This window comes from Persicirhabdus sediminis, assembly GCF_016595495.1.
Classification (GTDB): Bacteria; Verrucomicrobiota; Verrucomicrobiia; order Verrucomicrobiales; family Akkermansiaceae; genus Persicirhabdus; species Persicirhabdus sediminis.
The window spans coordinates 171,226-185,085 of sequence record NZ_JAENIM010000044.1 but is presented as its reverse complement, the minus strand read 5'-3'; the positions used below and the strand labels follow the sequence as shown (position 1 = coordinate 185,085).

The 13,860-nt window shown below is 53.8% G+C and carries 13 protein-coding genes; 4 read left to right on the top strand and 9 right to left on the bottom strand.

What is annotated here, in order from left to right:
* The first annotated feature begins 17 nt into the window (after positions 1-17).
* Complete coding sequence (locus tag JIN82_RS14190; RefSeq protein WP_200312321.1) at positions 18-2,477, top strand: BatD family protein; 2,460 nt, start codon at positions 18-20, stop codon at positions 2,475-2,477.
* Positions 2,478-2,486: 9 nt separating this feature from the next.
* Entirely contained in the window at positions 2,487-2,924 is a 438-nt protein-coding gene (locus JIN82_RS14185) for a 6,7-dimethyl-8-ribityllumazine synthase (protein WP_200312320.1), read from the top strand.
* Positions 2,925-4,697: 1,773 nt separating this feature from the next.
* On the opposite strand, the gene JIN82_RS14180 is transcribed toward JIN82_RS14185, so the two are convergent.
* From JIN82_RS14180 to JIN82_RS14170, 3 genes are all read right to left on the bottom strand, one after another.
* A complete protein-coding gene (locus JIN82_RS14180; protein ID WP_200312319.1) occupies positions 4,698-5,042 on the bottom strand; it encodes a zinc ribbon domain-containing protein YjdM in 345 nt (114 codons plus the stop codon).
* Positions 5,043-5,146: 104 nt separating this feature from the next.
* Positions 5,147-5,950: an inositol monophosphatase family protein gene (locus JIN82_RS14175; protein WP_200312318.1), complete on the bottom strand. Its 804-nt coding sequence runs from the start codon at positions 5,948-5,950 to the stop codon at positions 5,147-5,149.
* 62 nt (positions 5,951-6,012) lie between these two features.
* A complete protein-coding gene (locus tag JIN82_RS14170) occupies positions 6,013-6,723 on the bottom strand; it encodes a ComFC family protein (protein ID WP_234042049.1) in 711 nt (236 codons plus the stop codon).
* Here JIN82_RS14170 and JIN82_RS14165 point away from each other — a divergent pair.
* Positions 6,722-7,090 (top strand): hypothetical protein, encoded by a 369-nt coding sequence (locus JIN82_RS14165; protein WP_234042048.1) that lies wholly within the window; start codon positions 6,722-6,724, stop codon positions 7,088-7,090. The two genes, JIN82_RS14170 and JIN82_RS14165, sit on opposite strands and share 2 nt — an antisense overlap.
* Positions 7,091-7,170: 80 nt before the next feature.
* On the opposite strand, the gene JIN82_RS14160 is transcribed toward JIN82_RS14165, so the two are convergent.
* On the bottom strand, positions 7,171-7,386 hold the full coding sequence (locus JIN82_RS14160) for a hypothetical protein (protein ID WP_200312315.1): 216 nt from the start codon (positions 7,384-7,386) through the stop codon (positions 7,171-7,173).
* 221 nt (positions 7,387-7,607) lie between these two features.
* Positions 7,608-8,603 carry a M28 family peptidase gene (locus tag JIN82_RS14155; RefSeq protein ID WP_200312314.1) on the bottom strand — a complete coding sequence of 332 codons (996 nt, stop codon included), beginning with the start codon at positions 8,601-8,603 and terminating at the stop codon, positions 7,608-7,610.
* 530 nt (positions 8,604-9,133) lie between these two features.
* Between JIN82_RS14155 and JIN82_RS17345 the strand changes: the two genes are divergently transcribed.
* Positions 9,134-9,382, top strand: a complete 249-nt coding sequence (locus JIN82_RS17345; RefSeq protein ID WP_234042047.1) for a hypothetical protein — start codon at positions 9,134-9,136, stop codon at positions 9,380-9,382.
* Positions 9,383-9,849: 467 nt separating this feature from the next.
* Here the strand turns inward: JIN82_RS17345 and JIN82_RS14150 are convergent, their stop codons facing one another.
* From JIN82_RS14150 to JIN82_RS17340, 4 genes are all read right to left on the bottom strand, one after another.
* The gene (locus tag JIN82_RS14150) at positions 9,850-11,292 is read right to left on the bottom strand and encodes a nitronate monooxygenase (RefSeq protein WP_200312313.1); all 1,443 of its coding nucleotides are present in this window, start codon (positions 11,290-11,292) and stop codon (positions 9,850-9,852) included.
* A 185-nt stretch (positions 11,293-11,477) separates the two neighbouring features.
* Entirely contained in the window at positions 11,478-11,681 is a 204-nt protein-coding gene (gene thiS / locus JIN82_RS14145) for a sulfur carrier protein ThiS (protein ID WP_200312312.1), read from the bottom strand.
* On the bottom strand, positions 11,678-12,832 hold the full coding sequence (gene thiH, locus JIN82_RS14140) for a 2-iminoacetate synthase ThiH (RefSeq protein WP_200312311.1): 1,155 nt from the start codon (positions 12,830-12,832) through the stop codon (positions 11,678-11,680). The genes thiS and thiH overlap by 4 nt, the downstream gene beginning before the upstream one ends.
* Positions 12,833-12,910: 78 nt before the next feature.
* Entirely contained in the window at positions 12,911-13,855 is a 945-nt protein-coding gene (locus JIN82_RS17340) for a helix-turn-helix domain-containing protein (protein ID WP_234042046.1), read from the bottom strand.
* Positions 13,856-13,860 lie beyond the last annotated feature (5 nt).

The following is a 13,860-nucleotide window of genomic DNA, read 5'->3' as shown; positions in this document are numbered from 1 at the left end:
TTTTTTTACAAAATGCTATGTCATTGATTTCCGCACACACACCAGCCAAGGCTAACCATTACCAGCTGTCGCCATTTTCCAGCCAGCTAGCAACGCTGATAATCTGCGCAATCAGCCTCATCCTAGCTGCTGGCGCCGTGGCCAAAGATAGACAGCCATTTGCCACCGCCAACCTAACAACAAAACACCTCATTCCCGGGGAGCGCGCCTATCTATTTCTCAGCGTGCAAAATGGCCGCCTGCAAAGTCGTCCAGCCACACCACAAGTCGACGGCCTAGCCATCAACTTCCAACACGTAGGCACCCAGACCTCAGGCGGTTTTGGCGGATTCACCACCACCCACTACCTCGTCTACACTATATCTGCGGTTGAACCGGGAGACTATACGCTACCACCTTTCCAGCTGCAGAGCACCGGTCAGGTATTAGCCACACCATCTATCAACTTCACCGTTCACGATGGCTCAGAGCTGGTCTCCTTCCCTACCCCAGCAGATGGTCCAGCCATCTTGGCGGGCATGTTTCTGGATAAAGACGAACTCTACCAAGGCGAGTATTCACCACTAACATTCAAGCTCTACAAACCTAGCAGCCTGCGCATGGCAGCACTGGAGCCACCAACCGGCGAAAAACAAAACTGTGCCGCATGGCGCTTCAGCCAATCTCGCCAGTCAGAAATCAGTGAGCTGATCTACGACAATGAACGTTACAATACCATAGAGTTTCACACTAACGTGCAAGGCATCCAGCCGGGCAAGGCCACCTTTGGGCCATCCGAGCTCAAGGTCATCACCCGTCACCGCTACAGAGACGGGCGAGGTTTTTTGCGCAGCACAGAGGTCACTAACGAATACGCTCTCGATCCATTAGAGTTCACCGTGCTGCCACTTCCAGCTGGCGCACCAGATGGTTTCAGCGGTGCCGTTGGCCGATTTTCCATCGAGACCAGCACCCCCAAGCAAGTCTATAACAGCGATGCCACCGTTGCCGTAGACATCATCGTCAGCGGTGAAGGCAACCTAGACTCAATCAAATGCCCAGAGCAACTCGACGGTGAGAGCTGGAATGTCATCGATAGCTCACGCACCCAGCGCAACCAAGAACGCCGCCAGCTAGATGGTCACAGCCAGTTCCGCCAGCTGATGCGTCCGCTAGAGTTAGTCAAATCCATCCCCGCCTATCAGCTGCATTATTTTGATCCAGAAACAAAAAACTATCACACTGCCTTAGCGCCAGAAATTCCTATTTCATTACTCGGCGAAGCGCCACAGATCGTTGTACCAACTGGCGATCTTAGCACGCCAGCCAGTGAGTTACGCGACATCCTCAGCATCTCCGCCAGCGCCCCGCTCATCATCCAGCCGCGCTGGTGGTGGAACATCGCGCCACTGCTTGTCGTGCTCGTACTTGCCGCCGGCATCGCCGCTAGAAAATACCAACAGTACCAGCTCAACCAAAGCGAAGCCAGAGCGCTGCAAAAAAACATGCGCCAGCTAGGCAAGCTGAATAAGCAAGCCGAGCTGTACCGCGAGGCCGCCCGCATCATCGAAACCAAGGTAGATGCAAAGCAGCTAGCTGAGGAAGCTAACCAAGAGCTGGCTGAAATCATCCAACAGCGCGACCTGCTATGCTTCCAGCTAGAGCAAGAAGATCAGCCAGTAGACGCCGCCAAAAAAGGCCAAATCATCAAAACGATCAACCGTGCCATTCAGCGCGGGCTCATCGCCGGCGCCATTTTATTTGCCTTCGGTATCAGCCAGCCACAGCTGCAAGCTAGTGAAAATACCATCGATACTAGCTACCAAGAAAAACAATTCAACCAAGCGCTAGAGACCGCCAAACAGCAGCTTGCTGAAACTAACAAACCCGCTGAACTGGCATCGCTTTATTATAAAATTGGCAACATCCACTACAGGTTAGAGCAACCAGCTCAGGCAGCGCTGGCGTGGCGACGCGCACTACACATCGCCCCTAACTACCGCGAAGCGAGGCACAACCTGAAGTACCTCGAGCACCAACAAGAAGCCATCGTGCCCAGCCACCACGCATTTACTAACGAGCTCACTCGGCTCACCCCACAGGTTTACCTCGCCCTAACTATTGCCATGGTTTGGCTCACCGCGATTGCGGCCTTCATTCGTTTTGCTTACCGTCCTGGCGGCTGGAAAACCAATACCTGTCTGGCGCTGATGATCCTGTGCCCGTCCATCGCAGTGGCCGCAGCAGCTAGCTACCATTATTTCCCAGACGACCACCAGCTAGCTCGCTATTCTGAGCAAGCCATTTTGGCAGATACAGCCAGTCTATTTAGCCAGCCCTTTGCCCAATCGGCACGTACGCAGATTGACGCGCCGGCTGCCAGCTTAGTGAAAATCATCACCCAGCGCGGTGAATGGAATTATGTGGAACTGGCGAATGGCGAAATTGGCTGGATTCCAGCTGACCAACTGCTCATGCTAGAATCAACTTCAAACTAACTATTTCCCATGAAACTCGCCATCATCAGCGCCTCATGGCAGGCTGAGCTGCTAGATGCAGCCAGAGATTGCTGCCTCACCGAACTCTCTGCTCAGGGAATCAATACCGATCAACAAGTCGACTATTTCAAAGTTCCCGGCTGTCTCGAACTTCCTCTGATGGCCAAAAAGCTGGCTGAAACTGGCCGCTACGATGGCGTCATCGCCTTTGGCCTGATGATAGATGCTGGTGTCTATCGACACGAGTTTGTCACTCAGGCTGTGATTGATGGATTCATGCGCATCCAGCTAGATACTGGCGTGCCGGTATTCTCTGCAGTGCTTACCCCACACCATTTCCACCAACATCAAGATCACATCGATTTCTTTGCCCAACACCTCAAGGTGAAAGGCAAAGAAGTCGCCAGCTCAGCGCTCAGTTTTATCAATACGCTGAGGAGCATTTGAGCTAAATAGGTCGAATGTCTAGGCGGCAGCGAGAAGGTATCTAATCTTCACTAACTCCCTCACCGCTCGGCTGACGCACTCTTTCAGAGTGCCTTTTGCGCTGCGCTTTCCCTTGGGTTGCGTTGCCCATTCTGGGCTGCCTTACCCAAGGCTAGGCTGTGATACGCCTGCGGCGTTAGTATCAGGCGATAGACGCCAAAACCATAGAGCGCTGTGTACCCTTAGACCGCTAGACCGTACCTGCATCCCGCGAATGCGGGAGAACCTGCAGGACGCAGGCCGTACTTGCAGCGGAGCGCACCTTCAGGGCGAAGCCCGTACCTTAGGCCGCAGGCCGTACTTGCAGCGCAGCGCACCTTCAGGGCGAAGCCCGTACCTTAGGCCGCAGGCCGTACTTGCAGCGTAGCGCACCTTCAGGGCGAAGCCCGTACCTTAGGCCGCAGGCCGTACTTGCAGCGCAGCGCACCTTCAGGGCGAGGCCCGCACCTTAGGCCGCAGGCCGTACTTGCAGCGCAGCGGACTTTAGGGCACAGCCCGAACCTTAGGCCGCAGGCCGTACTTGCAGCGCAGCGCACCTTAGGGCGAAGCCCGTACCTTAGGCCGCAGGCCGTACTTGCAGCGCAGCGCACCTGCAGGGCACAGCCCGTACCTTCTGCCCGCAACACCTTAGAACGTAGAGAGCTAGCTGGAGCCGTCTCGCCAGCTGAAAGCGGTGCTAAAGCACGCGCACTCTAGATGCCGCACACTTGATAGAGCATCCAAGGCGAAGCCCGTACCTGCATCCCGCGAATGCGGGAGAACTTGCAGGACGAAGTCCGCACCTGCAGCGCAGCGCACCTTCAGGGCACAGCCCGTACCTTAGGCCGCAGGCCGTACCTGCAGCGCAGCGCACCTTAGGGCGAAGCCCGTACTTGCAGCGCAGCGGACTTTAGGGCACAGCCCGTACCTTAGAAAGCTGGAGCCGTCTCGCCAGCTAAAAGCGGTGCTAAAGCACGCGCACTCTAGATGCCGCACACTTGATAGAGCTTCCAAGGCGAAGCCCGTACCTGCATCCCGCGAATGCGGGAGAACCTGCAGGACGCAGGCCGTACTTGCAGCGGAGCGCACCTTCAGGGCACAGCCCGGACCTTAGGCCGAAGGCCGTACCTGCAGCGCAGCGCACCTTAGGGCGAAGCCCGTACCTTCTGCCCGCACCTTAGAACGTAGAGTGCTAGCTGGAGCCGTCTCACCAGCTGAAAGCGGTGCTAAAGCACTCGCACTCTAGATGCCGCACGCTTGATAGAACTTCCAAGGCGAAGTCCGCACCTGCATCCCGCGAATGCGGGAGAACCTGCAGGACGCAGGCCGCACCTGCAGCGCAGCGCACCTTCAGGGCGCAGCCCGTACCTTAGAAAGCTGGAGCCGTCTCGCCAGCTGAAAGCGGTGCTAAAGCACGCGCACTCTAGATGCCGCACGCTTGATAGAACTTCCAAGGCGAAGTCCGCACCTGCATCCCGCGAATGCGGGAGAACTTGCAGGCCGCAGGCCGTACCTGCAGCGGAGCGCACCTGCAGGGCGCAGCCCGAACCTTAGAAAGCTGGAGCCGTCTCGCCAGCTGAAAGCGGTGCTAAAGCACGCGCACTCTAGATGCCGCACACTTGATAGAACTTCCAAGGCGAAGCCCGTACTTGCAGCGCAGCGCACCTTAGGGCGAAGCCCGGACCTTAGGCCGCAGGCCGTACCTGCAGCGGAGCGCACCTTAGGCCGCAGGCCGAACCCACTACCCGCAGCTTCCTAACTTTGAACTTTTTTGACAAAACACGCTTTCAGCGCGATGGCGATGCCATTCATTTTGCAGTCGATTTCATGGTCGCCGTCGACAATGCGGATTGGGCGTGACTTGGTGCCGCTCTTGAGCACGTTAGACGATCCCTTGAGCTTGATGTCTTTGATCATCTGCACGATGTCACCGGACTCGAGCACATTGCCGTAGGCGTCTTTGACGATGCGTTCTTCTGGCGCATCATCTTCCTCGGCTTCTTCTTTTTCCCACTCGTGGCCGCAAACCATGCATTCGTATTTATCCGCATGGTCGAGTACATCGTCCATCTCACACAGTGGGCAAATTGTTTTTTCCATGCGGCAAAGTACCGCGAGAGTCCCACTGGCGCAAGCTTTCGCTCTAGCAGCCACAACGAGTGTTTCACCCTCCAGCCAGCTGCGAGCGGACTGCAAATCAGTGGCTAAGCATCGCCGTAATGGCGGGCAACGATGTCTAGCAAAGCGGGTTGCACATTCGTTAGGCCAGCTACAATAATCCGATCTTTCATCATATCAAATGGCTGGCCGGCGGCGTTAAAGCAGACGATGCCATTTTCCTCCATGATGAGCAAACCAGCGGCGCAGTCGTACGGCTGCAAGTCGCTTTCCCAGAACCCCTGAATCCAGCCCATGCCCAGATTGGCTAGATCTAGCGCGGCGCTGCCTGAGCGGCGAATGCCCAGGCCTAGCGTGAGCACCTCGGGAGCCGTTTGAAAAAACGACTCTGCTAGATCGGCAGATCGGTAAGGAAACCCGGTCATGAATAGCGCTTCGTTGATAGGCAAATCCGGCTGCGCAAGCTGCTGCAGCTTGCCATTAAAATAAGCGCCCTGCCCACGCATGGCGGAGTAAAGATCTCCGGTGTAGGGTTTGAAAACCAGACCGAGCAATGGCTGGCCATCACTCACCAGCGCCACCGAGATAGAGAAATGATCCAGCCCGCTGAGGAAGTTAGTGGTGCCATCTAGCGGATCAATAATCCACACCAGCTGCTGCGATCCTGACTGGCCGCTTTCTTCGCCAAAAAATCCAGCGCCATCAACTAAGGGCGTGAGCCCGTCAATGAGCATGCGCTCGCTCTCCACATCAACAAATGAAACCGTCTCGCGCAGTGATTTGCTAGAGCTCGATCCAGCTGGCATGGCGCGGAAGTGCTGCATCTGAAATTCCCCCACGCGGCGCATCAGCTGGCCACAGGCATTCATCAAGTCGCTAGATATTTGCATGGCAGAAATGTAGCCAGCGAATGGCCAATAGTAAATGCAAGTTAGTGGTTAGAATCCACCCGCTATGCGCGCATGAAGGTAATCACGGCAACTTCCTCCACGGCGGCTTGTTTTTTCAATATGCGCGCGCACTCGTTCACCGTCGAGCCAGTGGTAAAAACATCATCCACCAGAATGATCTTTTTCCCCTCCAGCTGGCTAGACCGCCGCAGCCGTGGTGGCACGATGAAGGCATTGCGTAGGTTTTTCTGCCGCTGCGCACGGCTGAGCAGCGTCTGCGTGGTGGTATAGCGAATGCGCCGCAGCGCCTGTAGATACGTCAGCCCAAGCCTCCGTGCCACGGGACGCGCCAGCTCGTCGGCTTGGTTAAAATGCCGGTAGACTTGCCGCCGCCAGTGCAGTGGCACCGGCACCACAATCGCCTGCCGCCAGCTGGCATCAAAGCGTGTATCCCACAGCGCTTCAGCGAGCAAAATAGCCATTTCCACGCCCATCCACAGTTGTCCTTTATATTTCAGCCCGTGGACCATTTTGCGCGCCAGCTCGTCGCCCACACAGACCGATCGGTTAAAGGAAAAGGCAAATTCTTGATCGCGACAGTTCGGGCAATCAAATGATGCCACATTGATCTCACCGGAGAATGTTTCGCTGCAAGTCGCGCAGCTTGGCGGCTGAGTGCGTGTCAGTTGATCATTGCAGCTAGCACATAATGCACGGCGCCCGACCAATGGCCAGTGGCAGGCCAAACACACTGGTGGGTACAGGCTATGCATGAATTTCTCACGCCACATCACCCGCCAATATGCCACAGGACGGGGCATAATCGAGTGGATTTTCGTTTGCCAAATTGCGATTGTTTCCTCAGCCAATGCAGTTTATACAGTGCTCATGCAAAAGCACACATGGCGCGAGGAAACTGAGGAGGGAACCAAATTCTTCCGAGCCACCCATCACGGTGGCCGCTGGACCTATGCCACGCAAATGCGCGGCGAAGACGAGTGGACGCAGTCCGATCCAATCCAGCCAGAAGAATGGCAAGAAATCCGCGACATGCTGTGGAACAAATACCAACGTGGCCGCTGCCCGTGGGGGTTCATCGAGAAGATCGACAAGATCCTCGCTAAAGAAAATCAAAAGTAATTTTCCGCTAGCCCGGGAAAAGTAAAAAGCCAGCTGGACATGCATCCAGCTGGCTTTCTTATTGTTATGAAAAAAGGGTCTTAGTCATCACGGCGACGCGGCGCCTTTGCTTCCTGGCGAGCTGGCTGCTGCTGTGGGCGCGAAATGTACCCGTAGGCGGTGATGAAGCTCAAGAATACACCGCTCAAGGCCAATCCAAAGTAGCTCGCGTCAGTCACCTTCATCAGGGCGATGCCTGCCAGTGACATGAAAAATGATAGCGTGAGTACAATTTTGATTTTCGTGAGCGAATCCATGATCTTTTTGAGCTATGGCCAGAATGCTTTGGCCAAATGAATAATCCAAATTAACGAGCATTCGCCAGTTGTCAAATTAATGGGCACATTAGTTTGCCATCATTCACCCAACTGGCTGCAGCCGTAGGTACAAGAAAAATCCAGCCAGCTGGAATGGCTTTTGTGCATTCCGGCTAGCTGGTTTGAGATCGATCATTCTAAGAAATCTACAAATGCCCCAGCTACTTGCCGTTGGCGATTTTCAGCGCGGCAGCGTGCACGCCGGTGACCACTTGGGCCATGCGCTCGAAGTCTAGCTGGTCCAGCGTATCAGTCTCTTCGTGGTAATGGGGATTTCGATAGAAAGCGGTATCGGTGACCATCACCGCGGTCATTTCATGCTGCCAGTAGCTGGCGTGATCTGAGAAGTCGATACCCGGCATCGCTTTGGGTGCATTGATCGAATAGACCGGCATCTCAGTGGCCCCTTTCATGCCCACCTTGACCTGCTTGGTGAATGCGCGCTGAGACAGATTGCCCACCACGGTGATGAAGTTGCCACGCGATGGATAGAAAGCGTGCAGCGTGTACAGCGGGTAGCTCTGCGAGCCAAAGCTATCGTCAAAATAACCAATCATCTCGAGCACGATGACACCGGTAATGTCATCTTTTTGATCTTCTAGGCTAGCGGCGTGCACTCTACTGCCCATGTCCTTGCTGCGGAAATATGGTGGTTCTTCGCTAGAGTAAGCTATCAGCTGGATCTGCATGTCTAAGGATTCATTTTCCAACAACCGCGCCAGCTCTAGCAATCCCGCCACGCCACTGGCATTATCGTCGGCACCTGGGGTATGATCGTGGGCGTCGTAGTGCGCGCCAATGATCAATTTTTTCCCCTCAGCTGGGCCAAAGCTGGCGATGATATTACGGTGCTCTTCCCAGTCGTAAATGGTGTATTCCTGCGACTCAACACGCTGGCTGAATTGGCGAAATTGCGCCTCAATGTAGTCGGCTGCTTTGGCCAGCTTGCCACCTTTCACCGCAGTGCGCGGGTAACAATCAGTGACGAGATAATCGACGTGTTGGCGCAGGCTAGCTGGATCGGCAGTGCGTTCGCTAGGGTCGTTGCTAGAGAAGCTCGGCTGAGCAATGTATAACCAGATGCCACAAAACAGGATGATCAATGCCAGTGCGATGCGGAAGATCGACTTCACCCATTTCTTTTGCCACCATTTCATGCCGCCAGCTTCACTAGATTAGATTAGGATGCAACGGCAAACTAACGACTGCTCCACTTTGGCTAGCTAGAAAGAAATTAGCCAGAGCCATAATGTCCAGAAGACCCACAGCTCGCCAGCTCACGAGCAATAAAAAAGAGCGCCTAGAATAGACGCTCTGATTGCTTTCAGCTAGCTGGAAATTTTCCCTCTAGCTAGATTGAGGAGGTGGATCCAGCTGGCTTATTGTTTCCGCTAGCTGGAATTCTAATCAAGCATGGCGTACTTTCAGCACGCGATTCCGTAGTATTTTTCTCCCCGTGGGATGGCTGCGCCATCGCACGGGGCTGGCATTTAACCATACCTTCGGCAGGAGGAAGGACAAGCGGTCCTAGCCCAAATGATGACCTCAATGCGCTAGGATATGCATCAGCCAGAGAATCACAAACCCACAGCTCGCCAGCTCACGAGCAATAAAAAAGAGCGCCTAGAATAGACGCTCTGATTGCTTTCAGCTAACTGGAAATTTTCCCTCTAGCTAGATTGAGGAGGTGGCTCCAGCTGGCTTATTGTTTCCGCTAGCTGGAATTCTAATCAAGCACGGCGTACTTTCAGCACGCAATTCCGTGGTATTTCTCTCCCCGTGGGATGGCTGCGCCATCGCACGGGGCTGGCATTTAACCATGCCTTCGGCAGGAGGAAGGACAAGCGGGTCTAGCCCAAATGATGACCTCAATGCGCTAGGATATGCATCAGCCAGAGAATCACAAACCCACAGCTCGCCAGCTCACGAGCAATAAAAAAGAGCGCCTAGAATAGACGCTCTGATTGCTTTCAGCTAGCTGGGAATTTTCCCACTAGCTAGGTTGATGAGGAGCATCCAGCTGGCTTATTGTTTCAGCTAGCTGGAATTCTAATCAAGCACGGCGTACTTTCAGCACGCGATTCCGTGATATTTCTCTCCCCGTGGGATGGCTGCGCCATCGCACGGGGCTGGCATTTAACCATGCCTTCGGCAGGAGGAAAGACAAGCGGGTCTAACCCAAATCATAACCTCAATGCGCTAGGATATGCGCTCAGCTAGAGACTCACAAATCCCACAGCTAGCCAGCTCACGAGCAATAAAAAAGAGCGCCTAGAATAGACGCTCTGATTGCTTTCAGCTAGCTGGAAATTTCCCCCCACTAGCTAGGTTGAGGAGGTGGCTCCAGCTGGCCTATGGTTTCCGCTAGCTGGAATTCACTCTTCTCTATTTTCTCTTCACTCTTTAAACTTGCTCGGCTTTTTTGTAGTTGCCGGTGAGGAAGTAGTCGACGACGTCAGATGCGTGGTAAACTAGCTTGCCTGGCTCGATGAGCTTTTTGATCACAGAGAAATCTTCACCTGTCGTGACGATGGCTGGCTCTTCGCCGAAGTCGCGCACCTGACCGTGGCCAATGGTGCCCATGAGGCCGTTGCACAGACATTGTTTGCAGTTGGTACCTTCTTCAGTACCGCCTTTGCGCACGAAGTCTTTGACTGGTTCAGCTGGGCAGCGGTAACCGAGGTTGCCGTCGTCCTTTAGGTACATGTGACGCAGGTAACCAAGGTCGCAGATACGCTTGCGGCGGCTTGGTACGTCATTTTCTTCGTCCAGCTCGATGAGCTTGAATGGATAGCCAGTTGGTGAGGCTTTGAATGCGGTGACGATGTTGAGTGTGCCGTTGGCGCAGCGGTCTAGCACTTCGTCTTTGATCTCGCGGGTGATGCCAGATTCATCGCAGTAAGCGAAGGTGGTACCGACTTGGATGCCTTGGGCGCCCATGTCGATGGCTTCTTGAAGTTTTTCTGGGCAACCAAATCCACCAGCGAGGTAGAATGGTTTGCCGATGGCAGCTACTTTACCGACGTTGGGAATGTCTTTTTCGGTATAAGCTGGTGGCGCGTCTGGATCAGCTCCACGCACACGACGTGGCGGGGCGTTGTGGCCGCCGGCGGTGTGGTTTTCGATGATGTATCCGTTGACTTCACCAGTAGCGCGTCGCTCCATGGTTTTGGCAACGATTTCTGAAGAAATGATGCCAAGGAAAAGTGGGCGACCGATGCCGCCTTCTGGCATTTCACCGTATTCAGCGGGGTCGAAATCTTGGTAGAAATCCAGCTGCTCTGGGTTTTCTTCCACGTTGAGTTTGAGTTTGACGGGTTGCCATTTAGCGAGTCCGTCAAGGATGCCAGGGATGCCTGTAGGGATACCCGCGCCCATCAGCACGTAGTTTACGCCAGCCATCATAGCTCCAAGAATGGAGGGCATGGTAGGCAGCTGGATTTTCTCCAGGTAGTTGATACCAACGACGCCGTCGTGGCCTTCTTTGGCGAGGAAAACTTCCACAAAGTTGGATACGATCAGCATCTCCGCGGTGGCGGTCTTCAGCTTCTGCGTCGCCATTGGGATAAGTTTGTACTTTTTGTCAGCTGGCTTGCCGCCTTCTACAAAGTACTTATCAAGGATGCGCTTGCCCATGTCTGTCCATGGGAAATGCGAGATCGCGCGGCGCACGTGTCCTTCCGGATCGCCATCTTGCAGACGGCGTGCGATTAACGAGTCTACTGCGGTGCCGGAGACCACGCCAAGCTGGCCTTTCATCGATACAGCGCGCGCAAGCACCCAGTTGGAAACGCCGATGCCCATGCCGCCTTGGATAATTTTAGGCCATGTTGTGGTACTACTCATAGATTCGTTTTCGTTGTCAATTAGCTGCGATCTAATCTCTTTATGGTTTGGTTTGTTGGCTCCCGTGCGGGGGCCGGTGGCCGCATCTTAGCACGCTAAATCATTAACGCAACCGCACGCGGTTTCTTGTATTTCGACAAGGGGCATAGTCAAGAAATCAGCAATTGAATACTAAATTTTTTTACTTAGCCACCCGCCGCTATGGAAATCACTTCAACACAGGACCCCTCAACTAGCTGACTCTCCGCGTATTGGCGCGGAAATAGGGCTACTTTGTCGAGTTCGACCACTACTGGCTTTCCAGCTAATCCAAGCGATGCGAGCAGATCGGATACCGAGCTGGTTTGTTCGTCAAGTGAGTGAGCTTTGCCGTTAAGCTGGATGGTCATGATGAAATTTCTTTCGCTTTTGGTGAGTTCTCAAGAATCGCTTTATCCCAATCTTTCCAGACCGGTTCGTAGGCTTGATTCCTAAGCTCTGCGGCCATGCTAGCGGCTGATCGCGTATCGTCGATGGTAAATTGCTCAGTCGACTGGCTACAGGCAGATTTTTCCTCCAGCTCCTTGCGTTTGCCACGCACAGTGAGGTGCAAATCATCCGCGCCAGCGCCAGTATATCCACCTGGGTTTGTCTTCGCCTCAGCAGACATCTGCGTAGGCCCCAACTGCATGATAGCATTGCGCATCGCAGCTGGCTCACGGGTACTCACCACCACGCCCACCATCGGAAAACAAATGCGGAAAGCAAACATCAGCTGCACGAACATTCGATCGTCGAGGAACAAATCTGGATTCGGCGTATACTGGTAATTTCCCGCATACGGGCGCATGCGGGGGAAAGAAATCGTAAACGATGCCTTCCAGCAATGTTTGTACAAATACTCCAGATGGCGCGCCAAGGCCATCGCCTCATTACGCCAGCTAGCCAGCCCAAATAAGGCGCCAATGCCAATGCGACGAAACCCGCCAGCATACGCACGCTCTGGGCATTCTAGCCGCCAGTTGAAATTCTTTTTTGGCCCCGCCGTGTGCAATTTTTCATACACCTCGCGGTCGTAAGTTTCCTGATAAACCACCAATCCCTCAGCGCCGTGGTCCACCAGCTCACCGTATTGGTGATCTTCCATCGGCCCCACTTCGATGCCAATCGTTGGGATGAAATCTTTAATCGCATCAATGCACTCCTGCAGGTAGCCGTCGGAGACAAACTTCGGGTGCTCACCCGCCACGAGCAAAATATTGCGAAAACCCAAACCATGCAGGTGACGTGCCTCCTGCACCACTTGCTCCACCGTCAGCGTGGTGCGCAAGATAGGATTATCGCGCGAGAACCCACAATAGCTGCAGTTATTCACGCATTCATTAGATACATACAGCGGCGCAAATAGACGCATCGTTCGGCCAAAATGCTGCTGGGTCAGCCGCTGGCTCTCCGCCGCCATCGCCTCCAGCTCAGCTGGAGATTTCTCGCCAATCAATGATTCAAACCGACGTAGCAATGGCGACATCTCACCTCGCTCAAATGTATCTACAAAACTCACGCGCGGGCAAAATAATCAGCAATGGCCAGTTGTCGAGTGGATAAGCTGGTATCCTGTCCACAGCCACTAAAAACAGGCTTAGCTGGCCCTCACCAAAGTCTGTGACGGTAGCTCTCCAAAATAACTCTTATAGTCCGCTGAGAATTTACCTAGATGCCGGACCCCATAGGCTTTTGCAATGGCTGTAATTGTCCGCTCCTTGGCATCAGGTTTAGCCAGTATCTCTTTGCGCACCGCACTCATCATGATCGCTTTTTGGTACGCCTTCGGAGTCATTTGGTACAGTTCATGAAAACCGTATTCAAGTGTGCGCTGGCTGACCTCAGAGCTTTTACAAAGCTCAACGATACTAAGGCCCTGTTGGCAGCATGAATGGATCATGTCCCTAGCTCGTTTGACCGCCTGCGTCCTCTTATGAGATCCTGAGAGTGGCTGCACTCCAGCCCCCTCGGCACAGGCTGACAACAATTGGCCCACCAGATCCAACTTCATCCCATAGTCTTGGTAAGTTGATTCTGTCAGCATTGTCCTCGCTAGACCAGTATACAGGCTGCGCAACCCCTTCATCAAATTAGAGGGAATGCGAATCACTTCTTTAGTTTTGAGTAGATTTTCTAATTTATCCAAACCCATATCTGCCAAAGTCCGCTCTAGCAGGACTGGATCAATTGAAATATTCATCACCTCAAAGTCAGGGTTAGAGATTGAGAAGAGCTCACCATTTTGGGGAAAGATATAAACAGCATTCCCGGTGATCACATGCCCACGCCAAAAAAAGAGCGCATCCTGATGTAGCGGAATGCCAAATGTACGATAGCCAGCTGGAGGAGCACCGTGCTGCTCCAAACGTTGAGTGAACTTGCCATAACCTAGCTGAACTTCCCCCAGCCCAAGCTGCGTAATTGAACCCCTAAGCCGACCCAAACTGAGCTGGCTAAAACTTAGGTTCCAATCTTGAACAAACTCTGAAAACGCATCTATCCCATCTAGTTGATAGGCTACCCTAAATCTAGTTGGCGACAAGAACT

Excerpts from the sequence above, each read along its gene's own strand:
- JIN82_RS14190 (WP_200312321.1), top strand. The coding sequence starts at position 18 with ATGTCATTGATTTCCGCACACACACCAGCCAAGGCTAACCATTACCAG.
- JIN82_RS14160 (WP_200312315.1), bottom strand. The coding sequence starts at position 7,386 with ATGGATTCGCTCACGAAAATCAAAATTGTACTCACGCTATCATTTTTC.
- JIN82_RS14150 (WP_200312313.1), bottom strand. The coding sequence starts at position 11,292 with ATGAGTAGTACCACAACATGGCCTAAAATTATCCAAGGCGGCATGGGC.
- JIN82_RS14185 (WP_200312320.1), top strand. The coding sequence starts at position 2,487 with ATGAAACTCGCCATCATCAGCGCCTCATGGCAGGCTGAGCTGCTAGAT.
- JIN82_RS14175 (WP_200312318.1), bottom strand. The coding sequence starts at position 5,950 with ATGCAAATATCTAGCGACTTGATGAATGCCTGTGGCCAGCTGATGCGC.
- JIN82_RS14155 (WP_200312314.1), bottom strand. The coding sequence starts at position 8,603 with ATGAAATGGTGGCAAAAGAAATGGGTGAAGTCGATCTTCCGCATCGCA.
- JIN82_RS14180 (WP_200312319.1), bottom strand. The coding sequence starts at position 5,042 with ATGGAAAAAACAATTTGCCCACTGTGTGAGATGGACGATGTACTCGAC.
- JIN82_RS14165 (WP_234042048.1), top strand. The coding sequence starts at position 6,722 with ATGAATTTCTCACGCCACATCACCCGCCAATATGCCACAGGACGGGGC.
- JIN82_RS14170 (WP_234042049.1), bottom strand. The coding sequence starts at position 6,723 with ATGCATAGCCTGTACCCACCAGTGTGTTTGGCCTGCCACTGGCCATTG.
- thiS (WP_200312312.1), bottom strand. The coding sequence starts at position 11,681 with ATGACCATCCAGCTTAACGGCAAAGCTCACTCACTTGACGAACAAACC.